At 43.3% G+C, this 21,412-nt stretch carries 14 protein-coding genes; 5 read left to right on the top strand and 9 right to left on the bottom strand.

Features of this window, described 5'->3' with window-relative positions; all coding sequences use genetic code 11:
* The first annotated feature begins 710 nt into the window (after nt 1-710).
* The 3 genes from DYD21_RS14660 to DYD21_RS14670 all read left to right on the top strand — a co-directional run bounded on the left by DYD21_RS14660 (nt 711) and on the right by DYD21_RS14670 (nt 3,253).
* Nucleotides 711-1,997, top strand: a complete 1,287-nt coding sequence (locus DYD21_RS14660) for a sigma-54-dependent Fis family transcriptional regulator (protein WP_116037750.1) — start codon at nt 711-713, stop codon at nt 1,995-1,997.
* The gene (lptE, locus tag DYD21_RS14665; RefSeq protein ID WP_116037751.1) at nt 1,984-2,502 is read left to right on the top strand and encodes an LPS assembly lipoprotein LptE; all 519 of its coding nucleotides are present in this window, start codon (nt 1,984-1,986) and stop codon (nt 2,500-2,502) included. The genes DYD21_RS14660 and lptE overlap by 14 nt, the downstream gene beginning before the upstream one ends.
* 124 nt (nt 2,503-2,626) lie before the next feature.
* Nucleotides 2,627-3,253 (top strand): hypothetical protein, encoded by a 627-nt coding sequence (locus DYD21_RS14670; protein WP_116037752.1) that lies wholly within the window; start codon nt 2,627-2,629, stop codon nt 3,251-3,253.
* A 219-nt stretch (nt 3,254-3,472) separates the two neighbouring features.
* Here the strand turns inward: DYD21_RS14670 and DYD21_RS14675 are convergent, their stop codons facing one another.
* The 4 genes from DYD21_RS14675 to DYD21_RS14690 all read right to left on the bottom strand — a co-directional run bounded on the left by DYD21_RS14675 (nt 3,473) and on the right by DYD21_RS14690 (nt 7,590).
* Nucleotides 3,473-4,114 (bottom strand): MBL fold metallo-hydrolase, encoded by a 642-nt coding sequence (locus DYD21_RS14675; RefSeq protein ID WP_233505555.1) that lies wholly within the window; start codon nt 4,112-4,114, stop codon nt 3,473-3,475.
* A gap of 70 nt (nt 4,115-4,184) precedes the next feature.
* Nucleotides 4,185-4,397: a 50S ribosomal protein L31 gene (gene rpmE / locus DYD21_RS14680; RefSeq protein ID WP_116037753.1), complete on the bottom strand. Its 213-nt coding sequence runs from the start codon at nt 4,395-4,397 to the stop codon at nt 4,185-4,187.
* Nucleotides 4,398-4,466: 69 nt separating this feature from the next.
* A complete protein-coding gene (locus DYD21_RS14685) occupies nt 4,467-5,963 on the bottom strand; it encodes a magnesium chelatase (RefSeq protein WP_116037754.1) in 1,497 nt (498 codons plus the stop codon).
* A gap of 343 nt (nt 5,964-6,306) precedes the next feature.
* Complete coding sequence (locus DYD21_RS14690) at nt 6,307-7,590, bottom strand: anthranilate synthase component I family protein (RefSeq protein ID WP_116037755.1); 1,284 nt, start codon at nt 7,588-7,590, stop codon at nt 6,307-6,309.
* A gap of 82 nt (nt 7,591-7,672) precedes the next feature.
* On the opposite strand from DYD21_RS14690, the gene DYD21_RS14695 reads away from it, so the two are divergent.
* Complete coding sequence (locus DYD21_RS14695) at nt 7,673-8,752, top strand: quinone-dependent dihydroorotate dehydrogenase (RefSeq protein ID WP_116037756.1); 1,080 nt, start codon at nt 7,673-7,675, stop codon at nt 8,750-8,752.
* A 29-nt stretch (nt 8,753-8,781) separates the two neighbouring features.
* On the opposite strand, the gene DYD21_RS14700 is transcribed toward DYD21_RS14695, so the two are convergent.
* Nucleotides 8,782-11,547: a tetratricopeptide repeat protein gene (locus DYD21_RS14700; RefSeq protein WP_147303604.1), complete on the bottom strand. Its 2,766-nt coding sequence runs from the start codon at nt 11,545-11,547 to the stop codon at nt 8,782-8,784.
* Between the two features lie 13 nt (nt 11,548-11,560).
* Nucleotides 11,561-13,003 carry a pyruvate kinase gene (gene pyk, locus DYD21_RS14705; protein WP_116037886.1) on the bottom strand — a complete coding sequence of 481 codons (1,443 nt, stop codon included), beginning with the start codon at nt 13,001-13,003 and terminating at the stop codon, nt 11,561-11,563.
* Nucleotides 13,004-13,462: 459 nt separating this feature from the next.
* On the opposite strand from pyk, the gene DYD21_RS14710 reads away from it, so the two are divergent.
* Nucleotides 13,463-14,806: a GWxTD domain-containing protein gene (locus DYD21_RS14710; RefSeq protein WP_158607310.1), complete on the top strand. Its 1,344-nt coding sequence runs from the start codon at nt 13,463-13,465 to the stop codon at nt 14,804-14,806.
* Between the two features lie 852 nt (nt 14,807-15,658).
* Here DYD21_RS14710 and DYD21_RS14715 read toward each other — a convergent pair.
* From DYD21_RS14715 to DYD21_RS14725, 3 genes are read right to left on the bottom strand one after another with little or no spacing between them, the layout of a single operon-like run.
* A complete protein-coding gene (locus DYD21_RS14715; protein ID WP_116037759.1) occupies nt 15,659-16,207 on the bottom strand; it encodes a DUF4843 domain-containing protein in 549 nt (182 codons plus the stop codon).
* A gap of 1 nt (nt 16,208) precedes the next feature.
* Nucleotides 16,209-17,630 (bottom strand): RagB/SusD family nutrient uptake outer membrane protein, encoded by a 1,422-nt coding sequence (locus tag DYD21_RS14720; RefSeq protein WP_158607311.1) that lies wholly within the window; start codon nt 17,628-17,630, stop codon nt 16,209-16,211.
* Between the two features lie 11 nt (nt 17,631-17,641).
* A complete protein-coding gene (locus tag DYD21_RS14725) occupies nt 17,642-20,665 on the bottom strand; it encodes a TonB-dependent receptor (protein ID WP_116037761.1) in 3,024 nt (1,007 codons plus the stop codon).
* Between the last annotated feature and the right edge of the window lie 747 nt (nt 20,666-21,412).

Genomic DNA, 21,412 nt, shown 5'->3' on the forward strand with positions numbered 1-21,412 from the left:
TGGCAGTAATTGATGAATAAGCGTTCATGGAAAATACAATTCACAAAGTCAGATATTCGTGATTCAAACTCATTCATTATTCCCAAAAATGCCTGAACCATAACAGATTCAGATACAATAACTGCTAAACGCGTTAAATAATTTACTAACAAACAATCTTTTTCTGTTAAAGTAAAGGGTGAATCCCGCGGCTGTCTAAATTATTATTCAGGCCGAATAAAACATTCATAATCCAATTATAGGACCAGACCAGTTCGCATTGTCAAAATCACTCCCAGCTCTTGGTCCCATAACTTTTTGATCGATATGAAGTTTATTCTGGAGTGTTCCACCTCCGAGAGACTGTGATAAAATACCTTGTCAAAAAATTGGTGTATTTATGTTTTTAACCGCAAGGGGCGCAAGCAGCCGCAGAGGTTATTTATTCGTATTCTTTGCGCACTTCGCGCAACCTTGGCGGTATATTTTTAGGTTATTATAAATTATTTTCTCACACCCTCACGAAGGGACAATGGGATTAATCAGGGCGACTCTGGGTGAAATGAACTGCCCCGGGGCAGAAGTACAATGAATCGAATTTTCCGTAGTGAACTTATTAGCCTGGATCGTTGTGAGCACATCTATATTCACGAATCTGACAAAACGTCATTTCGTTTTATGGTTAGATCACATTCTTTCTTATTTTTCAGGGTATAAAAAATAAATTATTTATGGACAGACAAGCACTACAGGAAAGATTTGGTTTAAATGGAGAGTCTGCTGCAATCCGCCAGGTTGTGGACAAAATCAGGCAGATCGCCAAAACAGATATCACCGTTCTGCTGCAGGGTGAGAGCGGCACCGGTAAAGATGTAACCGCGCGCGCTATTCACTCAATCAGTGAAAGAAAAAATTCTGACCTGGTAATTGTAAACTGTGGCGCTATTCCGGAAGGGATCATTGAAAGTGAGCTTTTCGGTCATGAGAAAGGCGCATTTACCGGGGCTCATGAGGCGCGCAAGGGATATTTTGAGAAAGCGGATAACGGAACCATTTTTTTAGATGAAATCGCCGATACACCCAAAAATATCCAGGTGAAACTTCTAAGAGTTCTCGAATCCGGCGAATTTTTCCGTGTGGGTTCCAGCAAGATGTATACATCGAACGTTCGGGTTATTGCGGCAACTAATAAGGATCTCTGGGAGGAAGTACAGCAGGGTAACTTCAGAGAAGATCTCTACTACCGCCTCGATACGGTTAAAATTAAGCTTCCTCCGCTTCGTGATCGCCAGGAAGATGTAGTCCCCATTTTCAGAAAGTTTGTCAACGAATTCTCTTCAAAATACGATTCAGTATTTAAAGGTTTTTCTGATGAAGCCCGGGAGCTGCTCATCTCCTACCGGTGGCCGGGGAATGTACGTGAATTGAAGAATGTGGCTGAACAGCTTGTTGTTCTTGAAAAATCTCAGTTTATAGATAAAGAACGTCTTCAGAAATATCTGAAAGGAAGACAGCATCAGGGCTCGGCGGATAATCTGCCCGTTGTTGCAGCGAAAAGCGATAGTGAAGATGAGCATGAATTTAAATCCAGCTCCTCTCAGGATCCAACTTTGATCTACCGTGCACTCGTCGAGATGCGAACCGACCTGTCAGATCTTAAAAAGATGCTGGCTAAATTTCTTTACTCCTCTTTCAGTCAAAAGGAGATAAAAGCATTGCCCGAAGCGATGCCGCGTGAATTTGACCCAAATGATATTTCAGTCTATACCAACGAGCACGGGGAAGAAAGTTTGGGAATACGTTCGATGAACCGTAATGAAAATGAAGAACCGGCTGAAGGCTCGGCAATTCAATCTTTTTTTGGTGAAGATGAAATTCCATCCATTGAAAAAGCAGAAAAGTTTTTGATTCAGCAAGCGTTAAAGAAATTCGAAGGTAACCGCAGAAAAGCTTCGGAAGCCCTCGGTGTTAGTGAACGCACCCTGTACAGAAAACTGGATCAGTATGAACTCCAATAAACGCTCGTTTCTCATAGTCGTTATTCTGCTCGCTCTGACCATTCCTGCCTGTGTTCAATACAGTTTTACAGGCACCAGTATACCGTCGGATGTCAGAAATATTTATATTCCATTCTTCCCGGATAATTCGCAAAGCGGCCTGGGAGATTTATCAGATCGGCTTAATAATGCGCTTATCAACCGATTTGTGAACCAGAGTCGCCTCTCGTTAAATAATGATCGGGAGGGAGCAGATTCATGGATGGAAGGCACTATTCAATCCTATAGAAACCGGCCATTCAGTGTGGGAGGTGACGAACAGGCAAACCTGAATGAAATTCAAATCGTGGTGCGGGCAACGTTTCAATTTGCCAGGGACGATCAGCCTGAATACAGTAAAAACTTCACCGGAAGTGCCACGTATGATGTTCTCCAAAACCCGGTGGACGGTGAGCTTGAAGCAGCCGAAGCGGCGCTGCAACAAATTGCAAACAATGCTTTTAATGATGCAGTGAGTAATTGGTAGTGACAATATCTAAACATTTTTGTACTATCCACTAATTACCTAAATTGAGCATAATGGTTGATCCCAGTTATCTAAGGATATCTTGCTCGATAAAAACGTGTAACTAAAATTTGGCTCTCTTTTGATGGATTTACCTACTGGCGAAGTACCCGAATCCTATAAAATCTATTTCGATCTCTTTGAGGAAGATCCCCAGGGAACGATAAAAAAACTGGAAAACCACGTTACCCGCCGTAACAGCGGGGCTGTAGGCTATTTTTTCCTGGCCGTACTATGCCGGAAAGCAGGGAATAATACCGCAGCTGTGAAGTTCGCACTATCTGCAAAAATCCTGGCCCCCGGCAGCAAATTTTTCAGTCAGCTCCCCTATTATATCCAGCATCCCGATCTTTTTAATGCCTGGGTTCCATCTACAAACCTGCCCTCGTTTCAGCCTGCGCCGCGAAAAACGCAAAGTTCTCACCCAATTGAAGATCTCGATCAGTTGATCACAAAACTATCCGGTGTGGAATCCAAACGAATCAGGTTATCTGAGGATGATGCTGAAAAACGCGATCTTAGCGAGAGTTCCGCAAATGTGGACGATATAGTAACTGAAACTCTTGCATTGATTCATGAAAAGCAGAAAAATTACACCGCAGCTATCAGTGTCTACCAACAGCTAAGGCTGGCCAATAGCTCTAAAAAGGAGGCGTATGATGAGGAAATTCTTCGCCTGCAGCAACTGGCCAATTCCAGTAAAAAAAATTAATGCCAGGCCAGTGCTGATTTAACGGGTTAAGGAAAGATCTTCATCCAAACATTCCCATCATTTCATCGATCACACCACAGTAGTGCCGTGTAACTGGTCAGCGATCTAAAGGCAGTCATCGGATGAGTCATTCAGAAATCCTGAATTGATTCAGCGTGACTCGACTTTTCAAAAAAACTCATCCGATGACACAACACTTTAATGTATTTGGATGTTCTTCTATCCTTTAACAAACGGATTGTTTTTCTTCTCTTGTCCAACCGTGGTAGAAGGTCCGTGCCCCGGGTACACTACTGTTTCATCAGGCAGAGTGTAAATTTTATCTCGGATTGATTTTGTAAGCAGATCCATATCTCCTTTGTAAAGATCCGCCCGCCCCACGCTTCCTTTGAATAGGGTGTCTCCCGCAATCAGTAGGTTTTCATCTTCAAAATAGATAGAAAGATGATCGGGAGCATGACCTGGCGTATATAGCAGATCCATAGTAAACGACCCCAGCGTAAATGCTTTTTGCTCTTCCAGTTTTTCCGGGGTGAATGACAGTTCATCCGCTTTAAGTCTGAACATTGCAGCCTGTTCTGAAATATGATTCCAGGGATGTAAATCTTTGTGGCTCAGGTATACATCCGTATCGAATGCAGAAAGCACAAATGGCAGTCCCAGGACATGATCAATATGCGCATGAGTGAGCAGAACACCAATCAACCGGCTGTTCTGGTTGCCAAGTTCAGCGCGAAATCTCGAGAATTCTTTCTTATTCGAAAAACCGGGGTCAATCAAAATGGATTCACCACCTTGAGTCAGCAGATAAGTGTTCTCCGCAAAAGGTCCCACTTCAAATGATTTGATATCCAGTGCCATACGAACGGTTTTAAATAAAAAAAGGATGTACTGACAATACAATACATCCTTTTAAAAATGGAAACAGAATTTACTTGCGCTTGTATCGCTTGTTGAAACGATCGATACGGTCGGCTTTTTTCTGGATCTTTTGATCCTTGTTGTAAAACGGATGATTTTTTGAATCAATCTCGCTCTTGAATATACCATCTTCTGTTTCGATGGTGCTTCTGGTTTTCATCTCAGAACCGTCACTCATTATAACGGTAATTTCCTTATAGTCAGGATGGATTCCTTTTTTCATAACTCAACAATCTTTTTGATTTTGTCGTAGAACAGTTAAGATAAGGGTTCGCTGAAATTATTGCAATGATCATTCTAAATCAGAATAATCATCTTCATCGAACTCTCCCATGCCGCCAAGCATGGAACCGAGCATATCACTATAGGTTCGCTGTTCATCCAGGTCTTCCTTTCCGAGCATGGAGTTCTGATGGAGCGCTTCTATCACAAAATCCATCACAGCATATTCATCCCCACCTTTAACGCTTTCAATTTGAGTTGCGATCTCCTTCAGTCCGGTAATTTTATCCAATCTTTTTCGGTATTCTTTATCCGGAAGCGAATCAGGCAGTTCGAGTGAATTTCCGGCTGCAAACCAGTCCAGTATCTGCTGATATGGGTGACCGTTTTCTTCACCAGATTTTTTCTGCTGGGGATCGGGCAGTAGTTCTTTAAAAGCAGAATTAATCGCCCTGCCGAGCAGATGTTTAGCTACGTTCACCGCCCCTTCCTGCTCTCCTTCATACACCAGTTCAAGCTTGCCGGTAATAGCCGGAACCATGTGAAATAAATCTGTGATCCGCAGCGTCGTGGATGTTTCACCATTCGACACCATTCGTCGTTCTGCCGCTGATATAACCTGTTCAAAACCCGTTATGGTCATACGCGCCGATACACCGCTTTTTTGATCGATATATTCACTTTCTCTCGCCTCAAAAGCCACCCGTGCCAGAATCCGGCGATAGACATCCGGCATCTGAACTGACAGCTCCCCATCTCGTTCTGTCCACGCCTCCTGCCCGGCAATCTCTTCCGCAATTTGAATATTTTTTGGATAATGCGTGATGATTTGAGAGTCAATTCTGTCTTTCAGCGGAGTGATAATATTTCCGCGGTTTGTATAATCTTCGGGATTTGCAGAAAAACCCATGAACAGGTCCAGCGGAATACGGATATTAAATCCGCGAATCTGAATATCACGTTCCTGCATGATGTTTAAGAGCGCAACCTGTATTCGCGGCTGAAGATCAGGGAGTTCATTGATGACAAAAATGCCCCGGTTCACTCTTGGAATCAGGCCAAAATTAATCACTTCCTCATCTGCGAGTGTAAGGCGTTTTGATGCAGCTTTAATCGGGTCGAGATCTCCTATGAGATCCGCAACGGTTGTATCGGGTGTGGCGAGCTTTTCTCCGTATCGCTGCTCTCTGCCAATCCACTCAATCGGCGTATCATCCCCATCCTGTTCAATTTTCTCCCTTGCATATTTTGAAACGGGATGATAGGGATCGTCATGTATTTCGGAGCCTGCAACAATGGGCATCTCGTCATCTAAAAAGTGTACCAGCATTCTCAGAATCTTCGTTTTTGCCTGACCCCTTAGCCCAAGTAGCAGCAGGTCGTGTCTGCCGAGTATGGCATTTTGGAGTTGGGGAATAACCGAGTGATCATAACCCAGGATTCCCGGGAACAGCTCTTCTCCGCTGCGCATTTTTGTGATCAGATTTCTCCGCAGTTCATCCTTAACAGAAACTGATTTCCACCCGCTTTCTTTGAGTTCACCTAACGTGCCGACTTTCTTGCTCATGTAAATGTTTTGAATTGAGTTCTCTGTGCAGAAGTCAAAACTTAAAAAACGGCAACTTCATTTCAACCTAAGTGCTTTTTAAAAAATGAGTAAAAAAGCGGCTGATATTGTTTGAAAACGGCGTGGTACTGTGGAGTTTATCATCAATACCGTCATGCCGGACTTCGATCCGGCATCTCCCATTTTTGTTCGAGCTTTAGATACTGCCAGTGGCAAACATTTCCACGTTGCGTAGATGGGAGATCCCGCATCCCCCGAAGAAATCCCCGCGGTAAAGTGCGGGATGACGTTGCACCGGTGCGTTTTACACTGATCAATTATCGAACACCAGCTTTCACGATAATCAAAGAGATGTGAGAACACGGGATTTTATTTTGGTTTCTTCCCACTCTTCCTCCGGTTTGGAATCCCCGGTGATCGCCCCGCCGACCGGATAGTGCAGTCTGTTATTCTGAAGGATACAGGAGCGTATCACCACATTAAAATCAAAATCTCCGTTTGGGTTGATATATCCGATTGCCCCGGAATAGATTCCTCTCTTGTAACTCTCCATCTTTTCGATCTGTTTCATCACCCGTAATTTTGGTGCACCCGTCATTGATCCCATCGGAAAGCAGGCTTTAATTGCGTCCACCGGGTCTGTGTCGGGCCTCAGCTCCCCTTCAACCCGTGAAATCAGCTGATGAACGGTTCCAAAACTCTGAATATCGTACAGTTTGCTAACCTTGATAGAACCGGGGCGCGATACTTTAGAGAGATCATGCCTTACCAGGTCTACGATCATCAGGTTTTCAGCCTCATTTTTTTCACTCTTCAGCTCATTTCTGAGTTTCAGATCTATCTCCGGGTCCGTGCTTCTGCCCGATGTTCCTTTAATGGGTTCCGACAAAATTGTGCTCCCCTCCTTCTTCAGAAATCTTTCCGGTGAATTGCAGCAGACAGTAAAATCATCCATCTCGATCAGGCTGGCAAAAGGAACGGGATTAACACCACTCATCCGCCTGAATAATTGAAAAGGATCTCCATCATAGTCTGCTGATATTGGATATGAATAGTTCATCTCATAAAAATCACCTTCAGCGATTAACCCTTTAATTTCTTCAACCGCATGCTGATAGGAACTCTCTGAGATTCCCGGTTTGATATTTTTAATAGGTAAAGCCCGCGCACTGTTCTGTGTATCTACATCAGGAATAGGGAGCGTTTCTCCCAGCAGCTGATCCACTTCACCGCTCTCAATCACAAATAGAATGGAGGGTTCCATCATAAAAAGATCAGGAGTTCTGTAGAGCTTTTGGTTTTCGGAACTCAGGGATTCAATGGAATTTTTCATATCGTACCCGATGTATCCAAACAACCATCCCGATTCTCGCCTGAACGATTTAAATATCTCCCACGGTTTATCCGTAAATGTTTGCTGCTTTCCGTTGCCTGTCCACCTCGATTCAAACCCTTCTATAATGAGTTTTTTTTGCGGGAAAGCCGCTATATATGTCCGGTTTGATTCGGGGTGCCCGCTGAGTTGTGATTCAAGTATTACAATCTCTTTGTTTTCAAAATGATCGGCGGCTTTTTTCAGGTGGTGATAGATTACATCGGTTTGCCGTAGGGAGTTCTTCCTGCTCATTCAGTTGCTTCTCTTTGTTTGTTAAAGAATCGACTTCGAACTTAGCGGTTCGATGGTTAACTTACATCAAAATTTTCACCGTATGAATTTCTATAAGGTAGCAGTACGCCCAATCCTCTTCAAATTCTCTGCTGATTATGCGCATGAACTTGCCATCCAATCTGCAGGGTTCGTAAGTCAGAACCGTATTTTAACCGGGTTAGCGGAAAAAATTTATTCAAAAAATGATTCTCGTTTACATCAAAAAATCTGGGGACTGAAATTTAAAAATCCCGTGGGTCTTGCCGCCGGGTTTGATAAAAACGGAACGACAACCTACCTGATGGAGGCACTCGGTTTTGGTTTTCTCGAAGTGGGGAGCATAACGGCAAATGCCTGTACCGGGAATCCCAAGCCAAGGAGTTTCAGGTTACCGGAAGATCAATCACTTATCAATCGGTTAGGGCTAAACAACGATGGCGCTAAAACGATCATCAAACGTTTAAAAAAACATGAACATGACGTGCCAATAGGTGTGAATATTGCCAAAACCCACAACCCGGATATCAGCGGTGAACTGGCACTTAAAGATTACCACTTTAGCTTTACGCTGGCTAAAAAAGTAGCTGATTATATAACCATCAACATATCATGCCCCAACACTACCGAGGGCAAAACCTTTGAAGATCCTGAACTGCTTAACAAACTTCTTTCACATCTTGAAGTGGGAAATGATGCCTCCGATCCCCCGGTACTCATAAAATTTTCCGTTGACCTTGATGAACATCAGCTGGTAGAGTTACTGGATATAACAGAGAGCTTCGCCGTCAGCGGTTATGTAGCAACAAATACATCAGCCCGGCGAGACGCACTCAAAACCTCGTCAGGCAGGTTGAAACGCATTGGAAAGGGTGGTCTAAGCGGCCGGGCAATTCGGGATAAAAGTACGGATATTATCCGGCAAATTTCTGAGCATACGAAAAGTGAAAAAACGATAATCGGGGTGGGTGGTGTGACTGATGCCGAAAGCGCAATAGAAAAAATCAAAGCGGGAGCTGATCTTCTGCAAATCTATACCGGAATGGTTTTCGAAGGACCATCCCTCGTAAAAAGAATAAACAGCGGAATTCTCCGGTATCTGGAAGAGCATAACCTGGATCATGTTTACCAGATCAGATCGTAATCGTTACGTGCTGATTTTTTTATTCCATCCTAACGCGTTTGATACCTGAAAGTAAATGTGCACTGAAGTTCACTGTCGTGCGGATGATTTTCAAACCGTAGATTTTCTTCAATAGCACTTTCAAACGCCTGCGGAATACCCGTTCGGTCCATCCGGCTGATCTGCTCATAATCCGTAACATCACCCTCTGGTGAAATAACCAGCCTGTAAACCAATTCTCCGCTCATTGATGTTCTCGTAGACCACGAAGGGTATGATATGCTTTCCATAAATGAATCAATTCCGCCCGCTACTTCTAACCCGGGATAAGCCTCACTACATTCCAGCAGTTCCGACGCAGGGAGTTCTACAGACCGTAATTGATCTTCCGCAAGGCTGTCAGGGATAGCCTGCTCTGTTGGCGGTTCAGGCTGCTGAAGTGTTTGCCTCAAAACGCGAACCCGCGGTATAACAGAGCTTGAGGCATAGGTCTCTTCAATGGTTTCCAGCACAGAGCGGGTACTATCCCAGTATGCACCTTCAAATGGGAAAACAGCGTGGAAGTCGGGTTCTATAAGAGTTGAGTCTGCAATTTGCCTCCAGTACGAGATGTCGGAATCTGTAAGCGTGGTATCCCGGACCACTGCAGATGCCGAATCTTTTAGTTCGGCGAACTCCTGCTTGCGGCCGTTCCACTCCTCATTTAACATAAACCAGTTTCTAACCTTCCCGGTTGTATCCGGTTCCTGCATCTGTGCAGCACGCATATACTCTTTGGCTGCTTCGTACAACAACAGAGGGCGCTGACTTTCAAGTGCGCCAGAGTTCGCAAGCTCTTTCAGCTGTTTTGCATTCTCTACAGGATCTTCACCCCGCCGGGATTCAATATCCCGATAAATATCTTCCACAAACCTTTCTTCAGTGAGGTCACCAACAGGCATAACCAGGTCCAGTCTTGATGCTGTTCTCCTTGCAAATTCTGTTTCCGGATATTCATCAACCAATCGCTGCCCCCAGTGACGTGCCTGTTCAGTATTCTGATCGGCCAGCTCAATTTCTGCCAGCGTATAGAGAGAGCGGGGTATCAGGTCAGTACTTCTGTCACTTGCTGCAATCCTTTCGTAATATACTTTAGCACTGTCGGGCATATTTAATGACATAAAAAAGACGTTCCCGAGAGAATAGTACCGGTTTTCAATTCTTGCACGTAGGCTATCCTGCGCTTGTTCACTGAACGGAATTTCACTGATGTCTACGGAAACCTGGAACGAGCTTTCTCTTTCAATTACATTGTTTTCAGCAACAACAACTTCACCATTTTCAATTTCAACAGGATCCAGACCTGAGGCTGCAGTTGTGATAGATGCTCTTCGCCGCCAATTGTCTGCAAGCGGACGATCTCCCCAGATAGCCTGGAACTGAATACTGGCATTCGCAACCATTAATTGGTTGCGTATGTTCAGAAATCCGTGCTCTGTAGATTCCGCAGCTTCAGCTACTGAATCAAAATCATCTGGGTCGACATTTACAGCCTGATCCTGCTGTCTTTCCCTTCGCTGTATTTCCTCTTCAATCTCCTGCTGACGCTGTCTTTGAATTTCAGCAATCACTGAATCAAATTCCGCGGGCTCCAGCTGACCAAGATAAAGCAGGCTGTCCATGTGCGCAATCTCTTTTGAGACCCGGGCATACTCTCCGAATGAATTGGCAAGAGAGCGCGCATTAAAATCCTGCGGAAGCCTGTTTCTGTCTACTCTTTCCAGGGAAGCGGAATCGTAATATGCAGCGGCCATCTCAAAGTCCCCAAAATTGTGCCGATAGATTTCGGCCATCCCGTTAAACACTTTCGCACGAGTAACGGGTTGCGGAGCACGAATGGGGTTGCGAAGCACTTGTTCATACATATTAAGAGCCTGTTCCGGCTCGCCTCTCAGCTGAACAGTTCGTGCCACTTCGTACTGTAATTCAGTCCGCGACTCTGTATTTTTATCACTCCGCTCCATGCTTCGGTAGAGGTCATACGCCCGATCATATTCCCCGATCCGGCGGGCAACTTCTGCCTCTTTCCGATTCGCGTTAAACAATAGATCATACGAAGAGACGGAACTGTGAACGCTGCCGTATGCTAATCGGGCTTCTTCGTAATTCTCGAGGCGTTCCAGCACCTGGCCATGCAAAAAATGAGCACGCGACTCTGTGTCACGGTCATTTATTCCGGATATATTTTCTTGCAAAAGTTCATTTGCTGCAGACCAATTTTCCTGGGCGATGTGTAGTTGCGCCTGCATCACCCTGGTTTTGGCCAGCATTTCAGAATCCCAATCTTCAATCAGGTCAATTTCACTCTGTAGAAAACGAAGCCCCTCATTATAACTTCCCATCTGATGATACACTCTGCCCTGCCAGAATATCGCTTCCTGCTGCATTTTACCCGATGTAATAGTACTTAACTCCTGAAATTTTTCAAGTGCGGCAAAAAACTCAGACCGATAGAAATACGATTTCCCGATTATCGCGATAGACGGCTCAACATATTTCGATTCCGGATGATCTCTTAAGATAGATGCACCCGTTTCAATCGCACGCTGAAAGTCCTGAAGGCCGGCATTTGTCGGAGGGAGAAAAACCTGGATTGGCTGAAGAGGATTTACATCCGGAGTTTGTCTTTCATTCTGCTCCAGCCCGTCGCTGAAATATTGCTGAGCATTATAGAAGGTATTAAAATAGGCATTGAAATTTCTCCACGGCTGCTCAAGCGGTGTTCCGCATGCGGCCAATATAAAAACAACGATTGCTATTTGTAATGCCTTCTTCACAGTCAAATAAACGCTAACCTTCTTCCTGAATTGTACTCACTTTTACCATATTTGTGCGGCCTCTTTTTGCAAGCGGCATACCTGTTGCGATAATGACTCTGTCGTCTTTTTGCACCAGTCCATTTTCCTGTAAATAGTTTTCCATCAGCTTCACACTGCTGTCCGTATCGAAAAGTTCTTCCAGCCGCACAGATTCTACTCCCCATACAAGGTTCAGCTGACGGCGGACAATCCGGCTTTCAGTAAAGGCCACAATAGGTACACGGGGTCTGAATTTTGCGATCCGTCGTGCTGTGTTTCCTGAATGTGTGAGCGTACTGATCGCTTTTGCCTCCACGTTTTCAGCAATGGTAACGCATGAATAGGCAAGTGATTCCACAATTTGTTTCTCCTTCCATTCCGGTTTGCGGTATTTCAGGCTGTAGTAGAGTGAATCAGCATTATCTTCAACCGAACGGATAATTTTGTCCATTGCCTGCACAGCTTCAACAGGGTATTTACCGGCTGCGGTTTCCCCGGAAAGCATCACGGCGTCTGTGCCGTCCATTACTGCGTTGGCAACATCAGAACTTTCGGCTCGTGTAGCCCGGGGATTATTAATCATGGAATCGAGCATTTGAGTTGCGGTAATCACCGGTTTTCCGGCAATTCGGCACCTTTCGATAATCTTTTTCTGAACCATCGGCACTTTCTGGCTTGGAATCTCAATTCCAAGATCTCCCCTTGCCACCATGATACCATCAGCTTCTTCAATTATTTCATCGATTACCTCAACCGCTTCGGGCTTTTCAATTTTTGCAATAATTGAGGCATTACTTCCAGCGGCACGTATTCTTGATATTACGTCCTGCACATCTTTTGCAGAACGAACAAAAGACATTGCTACAAAGTCCACACCCACTTTAAGGCCAAATTCAAGATCTTCAATATCTTTTTCAGTGAGAGACGACATCGATATTTTCACATCCGGAAGGTTTACACCTTTTCTCGATTTGAGTGTGCCGCCAACGACTACTTTTGCCGTGAGAGAGTGCTCATTCTTCTTAATAACCTTCAGCTCCAATAACCCATCATCAATTAATATCTGATTTCCTTCGCTCGCATCTTCCACAAGATTTGGATAGTCGATGGGAACAAGTTTTGAGGTTCCGATCACATCTTTCGTGGTAATCTCTATAATCGCACCTTCAATAATTTCCTGCTTATCACCCTCCATTTGTCCGATTCGTATTTTCGGACCCTGCAAATCCATCAAAACCGGAATTGAATATTCGTGCTTCCTGGCTACCTCGCGCACATAACCGATCGTTTTTTTATGGCCTTCGTGAGAACCGTGGGAAAAATTAATTCTCACAACGTTCATACCTGCTCTGTAAAGCCGCTCTATATCTTCAAATGTGTTTGAGCTGGGACCAAGCGTACATACGATTTTCGTTCTTCGGGAACCTGAAAGCATAAATATATTCTCTGTATTAAATTTATTGTTCGTTGCTGCAAATATAAGCAATTATCACCTGTTCGGAAGTGTTTTTGTAAACCAATATAAGACGGAAGGGTTTTTACCGTTACATGCTTATGAGAGGACTATTGTCTGCAATTCTCAACATACTATCGTTTGTCATTCAATTAAGAAATTTAGGCTCCTTTTCATTTTTTATTCCAGATAAGATGCAGTCTATGAATCGAAATAGACAGACGATCAATATGTACATTTTATACTCAAACATATATTTCTACTAACCGGGCAGAATTGATTTTTAAATATTTCTGTTTAATTCTTACAGAACTTTCGATTCTACTTGTTTTCGTTACTAATTATTTGTTAAATAAGATTATGGAAAATGGAATATTCCCATATAGAAAATTGTGCGTAATCGGTGCTGTTATCTTCCTGTTTCTCGGTTGTGCACGATCTATGAATCCTGATATTGAGAGAGGCAGTATGTATCAGTTTCAGGATGGTTATCCTGAAGTTCGTATGACGGCCATCGGACTACTTGACGAGGACGATAATTCTTACATCAGTGTAAATACCGAAATTGTATATGGCAGTTTGATTTACCGAACCATTGATGATGTTACGTTTGCACAGGTGACGGTTGAAATCAGAATAAATCAAATTGACGGAAATTTTTCGAAATCAGCAAGAGAACAGCTTGACATTATTTCCGACGATCCTGGTGATTATATGAATCAGGAAGTTTTCAGCTACGACAGAGATTTAGATGTGGACCCAGGAAACTACGAAATTGAGGTCTCCGTCACAGATAACAGTTCAGGGCGGACCGTTGTACGAACAACAGACACTCTGATCCCTGACCCTCAAAACCCGGTTACAAATCTCACTTCTATTCGCCTGGCAGGTAAAACTGTTGCTGCAGGACCTGAGTTTAACCCAATTACCACGTATGATGTACCTTCGCGAATTGACAGTCTGAAACTGCAATTCCAGGTAACAAATAATGATATTGAAGACCCTCTTACGGTAGAAGCATCACTTTTAAAATATCGTGCAGACACCACCGCAGCCCGCCGGCTCAGTTACAATAATTATTCTACATCCTCTATTCAGTACCAGGGGATTGATGTAAGAAATCCTGAAGAGATCGACAACAACGTGAGGGTGCTTGAACAGGCTGGAAGTGTCCTAATTGAATTTAAGTATGCCTTGCTTCCCCGGGGAAATTACCGTTTTGAAGTTGAAACCACGAACCAGACCGGTGAAACGATCTATCGTGCCCGCGACTTTGCTGTTAAAGCCGAAAATTATCCGTCTGTAGCATCTTCTCGTGAAATGGCTGAACCCTTGATTTACCTGATGGATGAGCGACGTCACCGTGAGATGATGGAAATACAGGATCCCGATTCTTTAAAAGAGGCTGTGGATCGCTTCTGGCTTTCAAATGTAGGCAGCCAAAGCAGGGCGAGGTCCGTGATTAGTTTATACTATGAACGGGTAGAACAGGCAAATAAACAGTTCTCAAACTTCAAAGAGGGATGGAAAACAGACATGGGGATGATCTTTATTCTTTTCGGCCCGCCCTGGTATGTTGACAGAAGCCTGAACCGCATGCAGTGGTCCTACTCGTATGACAGGAGAGATCCGCGTCGAAACTTCTTTTTCGAGAGAAACCGCAATCCAAACGAGTATTTCCCCTTCAACCATTACATTGCCGAACGGAGCCAAAACTACTTTAACGTCATTTACCAACAGACAGAACTCTGGCGAACCGGAAGGATCCTTGAGGCGAATTTGTAATGAGGGATCTCCAAGGTTTAAATTAGACCCCCATCAATCTCGGTATATTTCATTTGAAAGGGATAGAGGCTTCCATATAATATCTTCCTGGGCTCGACACTTTTCTTCAGTAGGCTTCTTTGTTCAATACTAACAATAAGTTAATCGCCTCATAATCGTGGGTTCGGCTCTCCCGGTTTCGGGCTTCAGAATTTATTAAACGCAGGCTGATGTTCTCTGATTCTCTAAGGATGAGGACTTTCATCCTGGTGTATCAAATCAAACACTGTTTCCTGACTAAGCATTGTGCAAGAGGTATCGTCACAATCTGGCGTAATAAATACAAGAGCCACAGAGCAAACGTATGAATGGACGATATTTTGATGCATATGATAAATCTCTCGGGTATCCCAATGTCGAACTCAGGATTAAAAGTTTACCCTCACAAGACAAATCAACCGGATCAGTAGAAACTACTCGAGGACATCTGCCTATTCAGCTTCAGGCATATACTTGAGCAACAACCTGTTGGATTAGTGATCTACCTCTGGCTAGTTCCATTCACGCTTATATCCAGGGATGGTTAATCAAATCTTATTGCCTGAATCTCTTGGGGGAGAAAAAAGTATCATCCATGAGTGAGTGCCAGCAACTGGAACCTTTACTTACACAACCGCAACAGACGCAGAAGACAGTGAAATTATATCAGATTTGAATGTGCCGACAAACTTTGCACATCGATTTAGATTTGCGATACCAAATCAAAATACTAAACAGTTTATCCACTTCTACAGCCTGAAATCTTTGGCATAAAAAAAGGCTGCCTGAAAATTCAGACAGCCTTGTAAAACTTTAGATTTGATTAAATATTATTTAATCATCATCCTCATCAGGTACAGCTGCTTTCTGAAGAACTACACGATAGTACTTGTAGTTTTCAGCAGGGGCTAATTGATCTGATTCTGTGAGCAGAAGAATTAACTGCACGCTTTCCTCAGGATCCAAACCGCCAGCTATCAAACTTAAGTCGATACTGCTGAAACTGGAATTCGCAGGAAATACTGCCTGATTGTTGCCTGTCAGTACTTCAAAATGAGTTCCTTCAACCGCAGTTGCTGCTGCTACAGGCTCACCATCCAAGTCAAATTGCTCTTGTACTACTTCAAATCCGATATGCGTATCGGAATCGAAATGAGGAGCAATTAAATTGAGACGCAGAGAGATATCTGTAGATCCATCAGCATCATGGGCGAACGTAAATGTTGAAGTATAGTTGTTATTTGAGTTTGGTTGCTCATACTGTGCAAACTCAACAACAGGGGGCCCATCATATGTTTTAGTGATTTCGTCGAAACAACCGGTAAACATAATACCTGCTAGCAAGAGACCAGCAAGTATTTTCAGATTAAAATAATTCTTCATCTTAGTATCCAGGATTTTGTTCTAAATTAGGATTGAGAGTCACTTGTGCATTCGGTATTTGTGAGAGGAACTGAATGTTCTCACCAAACACAAGAGTTGGCGCAGGACCCGTTGCGGCAGGTTTTACAACATCCCAACCTTTTCTTTTCAGATCTTGCCATCTGTGACCTTCAAATGCGAGTTCTCGCCTTCTTTCAAGAAGAATTTCTTCAATAAAATCAGCTGGTGCAGAGTCAAGCGCAGCTAAACCTCTGTTTGTTCTGATCTCATTCAGGTCAGCTAATGCACTTGCATCATCACCGCTTTCAGCATATGCCTCAGCTCTTGTCAGGTATACTTCAGAAATCCTGATAACCGGAACATTATCCGTGTGGGTAGCTACAGTAGCTTCGTATTTGGCCACATATCGGTTTGTGTTTGTTTCAGGCACATCATCCGGGTAATTCTCTGAAGCAAGCGGATAAAGCTCATTTCTAACATCATCTTCGCTAAATGTTGCAAGCAATTCATCCGATGGAAGCAGGTCCCACCAACTGATTGGTGTCAGTGCTGATGAAAGCGCAACGTTCACACCAAGAGATTCTGATGATGTAAACTTGAGTTCAAAGAGAGACTCAGGATTAGGCTCTGCACTATACATACCAGCAACGGCATCTGGTGGTGCTACTCCAACAGGAGACGCTTCAATAGCTAATGTTGCCTGATCAATGGCATCATCCCATCGCTCCCAATACAGATACACTCTGGATAAAAGTGCGTGTGCGGCGGCAAGGTTTGCGAAATGCGGTGCATTTCCATCTACTTGCGAAAGATTACTAATCGATCGCAGGAGATCCTCTTCAATCTGATTATATACTTCAACAACAGATGCCCGACTTCTGAGATCAGCTGCATCGATGGTTTCGGTTGGTTCCGTACGGAGGATTACACCGCGATCCCAGCCATCCACAATCTTGTTTGGTTCATAACCGTAAACTTTAACAAGGTCGTGATAAGCCAGAGCTCTTAAAAAGAGTGTTTCTCCTTCTATCCGAACTCTTTGGTTATCGGTTAATCCGTCTACATCGCCGACATATTTGAGAACTGTATTCAGGTCATTGATCCCTGAATATCTGCCCCATCCGCCAACACCTGAACCCAAACTATTGATTGGTTCACCTGTATAACGTCCTGAGTTGTCAGGATTGCTTACAGCATTATCTGCAAGAGCATCTCCTGCAATAGCCATTCTTTGTCCCCAGTAATTCTGGAACATCTGGGCCCTGTAACCTCGGTGGTATACAGCAAGAATACCGGTACCTGATTGTGTTGCTACTTCAGATCCTACTGACTGCTGAGGCTCCACTTGTAACATGTCATCACAGGCCATAAAAGCTAATAGAGCTGCTGTAATGAGTGTAATTTTAAGTATGTTCGATTTCATCATAATAATGTTTAAAATCCTATTTCAATTCCTGTGGTCAGTGTTCTGGACTGTGGGTAAATCGCATTGTTGGTACCCACTACCTCTGGATCAATACCGGAATAATTCGTCCATGTGAGCAAGTTTGTTGCCTGTACAAAAATTCTGGTATTTCTGAGTCCTAATCTCTGGACTGTTGCGCCTGGAATTTGATATGCGAGTTGAAGATTCTTCAACCGGATATATGATGCATCTTCAAGGAACCTTGTTGATGTGGTAAATCCAGTGGTTCTGCCAGGATATGAACTATTGATGTAAGCTCGCTCAACACTTGTAATTTGGCCAGGTTCTGTCCATCTGTTACGAGAATTTTCGATCAGACCATTTCTTCTGAAGAATGCACCATCCGTAAAACTTCCGGTGAAACTGTTGTAACTGGTCTGTCCGTAGTTAAACTGGAAGAGCACATCCAACTGGAACCCTCTGTAGTTAAACTTATTAAACCATCCACCAAAGTTGCTGGGAAATGAATCACCGACAAATTGTCTGTCATCATTCTCAATCTCACTTGACGTGGTAGGAGTATAGGTGATGTTACCGTTTCTGTCTTCAAACATTGGGCGGCCATCAGCAGGATTAACTCCGGCGTAGCGATACATGTAGTATTCTGTTAACGAACGGCCGACAAAATAAGTTGACCCGATTCGTTCTGCTCCTTCATTGAGTTCCAGCAGTTCATTTCGCTGCCATGTGATGTTAAACTCACTTGTCCAGAGAAATCCGGCCCGGTCTACCAATACGGCACCAATTTCTAATTCGATACCCTCGTTTTGAACTCTGCCGGCATTTTCAGTCAGATCACTAAATCCGCTATCACTAGGAAGTTCTCTATCCAGCAGGAGTTTGGAATTTTCTCTGCTGTAAATATCGAATGAACCATAGATTCTACTCGATAAGATTTCCCAGTCCAGACCAAGGTTGATCGTGGCGGACTCTTCCCAAGTAAGCAGGTTATTGCCCAAACCTGATGGCGTTAACGCTGGGTTGTTATTATACGCTCCACCGGATGTAAACAATTGACGTGATGCAAAGTTATCGATGGCACTGTTTCCAGTGATACCATAGCTAACTCTGAATTTCAAATCATCAAGCCATGAATCTGTGAAATCCATAAAAGAATTGTTGGAGATTCTCCATCCGAGTGAACCGGCATAGAAAAGACCCCATCGGCGGTCTTCACCAAATCTTGAAGAACCATCATACCGAACACTAACGTTTGTCAGGTACGTGTCATCATAGTCATACTGTACACGTGACAGAAAACTTGCGATGCGGTACTCTGAACCAAATCCAGATACACTGAGGGGTTCTGCTGCGTTTTGCAGCGTTCTGAACAAGCCGCTTGGAAAGCCCTGACCGGAAGCAGAAAATGTTTCTCTCGCTTCCCGGCGATATTCAAAACCACCTAAGGCACGAACACTATGTACATCAGCAAATGTATTGAAGTAGTTTACAATCTGATTCGTTGTAAAGTTCGTCACATTTCTGTTTGCGTCGAATCGATACCCGCCTAATGCGCTACCGGCAGGTGATTCGGGAGCACGATAATCAATATCTTCAGTTGTTCTGTAATCCAGTCCCCAGTTTGACCTGAAATTCAGGTTACTTGAGATGTTGTACAGAGCTGAAATATTACCAATAAGTTGCTTTTGAGTGCTGTTTCTGTCATCTAATTCATTTGCTGCAACCGGATTATAACCACCGCCTGAAGCCTGGGCAAACGTGCCATCTTCATTATAGATTGGATCCGTTGGACGCAGCCACTGACCCGCGAAGAAAGGACTTCCAGAGAAAAAACCTTCCTGAAGTGCACCGTTCTGCTCGGTAAAAGAAGCGTTCAGGTTCAAATCAAATGATAACCTATCAGTTGCCTGGTGATCGATATTGGCTCTAAGGTTCATCCGTTCCATATCTGTTCCAATAGCTACACCTTGTGTATTATTGTAACCACCTGAAATAAAGAAACGTGTATCTTCACTACCGCCACTCGCTGACAAGTCATACCGTTGTGTGGTACCGGTTCTCATCAGAGCATCCTGCCAGTCGTAGTGAGGTACATTTCCCTCTTCTACATCCTGCATTGTCCAGCCACCAATATTGTTTGCAGCAACTGCTTGCCAGTTCTGGTTGTTATTAAATTCTCCCCACCATTCAAATGCTTCGTATTGGAGCTCAACCCATTCAGGCCCTTCAATAACGCCAAGTCTGTTTAGCTCTTCACTAACGCCATAATTTGCAGAAAGATTAAACTGAGTGGCTCCTGTGGCACCTCGCCTGGTTGTAATCAGGATTACTCCGTTGGCAGCCTGCGCACCATAAATTGCGGCTGCAGCTGCATCTTTAAGAACCTCAATAGATTCAATATCCCGAGGATTAATTGCGTTCAATGCATTCGATGCACTGGAAGAACCCAAAGTCCCTGAACGATCAACATCAGATATTGGAACTCCGTCTACAATATAGAGTGGATTATTCCCTGCGTTAATTGATCCGATACCACGAACTCTAATGTATGTCGAGCCACCTGGCTGTCCACTCAAGTTAGATACTCTTGCACCAGCGATTCGTCCCTGAAGAGCCTGGTCTGGTGATTGAATGTCTAACCCACCAACGTCCCGGCCTCTTACCTGGCTTTGAGATCCTGTAATTTCCCGTCTTGGAACTGCTGAATATCCGCTAACTACGATGTCGTCAAGAAGAGCGACATCTGCGTCCATTTCAACATTAATAACATTTCTATTTCCAATTTGCTCATCAACAGTGCGATAACCTATTGAAGAGAATCGAAGTAAATTCCTTCCTTCCGGTACTACTATTGAATATTCCCCTTCTGTATTTGTAGCGTCACCAATATTGGTACCCACTACCATAACTGTAACACCGGGAATTGGATCCCCGTTTTCAGCATCAGTGACAACACCCGATATGGATCGGTCTTGCGCATATGCTGAAAACGAAAAGACAATACTGAATGCGATAAGTATCAGTTTTTTCATTTCGAACTAACTTTATTTTTGTTTTTGTTGTAAATCTATTCTCAAACTATTTACTAATCTCTTCGACTAGCGCGCTGAGAATCGTTCCAAGCTATAAAAAGGTCACTCAAAAACAAAAGCTAAAAAATAACATCCAGATAATATTGTTTTGCGTGGCCCTATCAACACCGTAAGTATTTTGGATTTTCAATTCCACACTTCACTATCCAATTGTTTTATTTACGCTTTTGATACCTAAATTTTTCTAAATTATTAAACGTACATCACACACTTTAAATCCAACTCTATGAATAGTAATTAGTAATGTTCCGAAATATTTTTTACAACTATTACTCAAATTTGAGAAAATCCAAGTGGTTTTGAGAGTCAACCGATAATTTGAAGGGGCCATAAATTATTAAGGGATCAAGAGTATTTGTATTGTTTATTTTATATAATTCGAATCCAAAACTCATTTATACATTCACTTAATGGGTTCAGGCAGAGGTTCTTATATTGTAAAGAGTAAAATTAGTATCAGTTTTTTTGTTATCTGTAAAATCCCACTTTAATCTCTTTTACAATCACTCACCTTAATATTGGTAATTACAATATGAAATAGTGTTCTCCACTATTTAAAATCATGGCTATCTACACCAAAAAAACAGATTAAAGGGTACTGAATTCACTTGCATAACTACTTAAGCCATTTAAGATTTTTGTTCATGAGCTCAATACAACTTTCTAAAAGATTAAATCAACTCTTCC

Source organism: Rhodohalobacter sp. SW132 (genome assembly GCF_003390325.1).
Lineage (GTDB): Bacteria > Bacteroidota > Rhodothermia > Balneolales > Balneolaceae > SW132.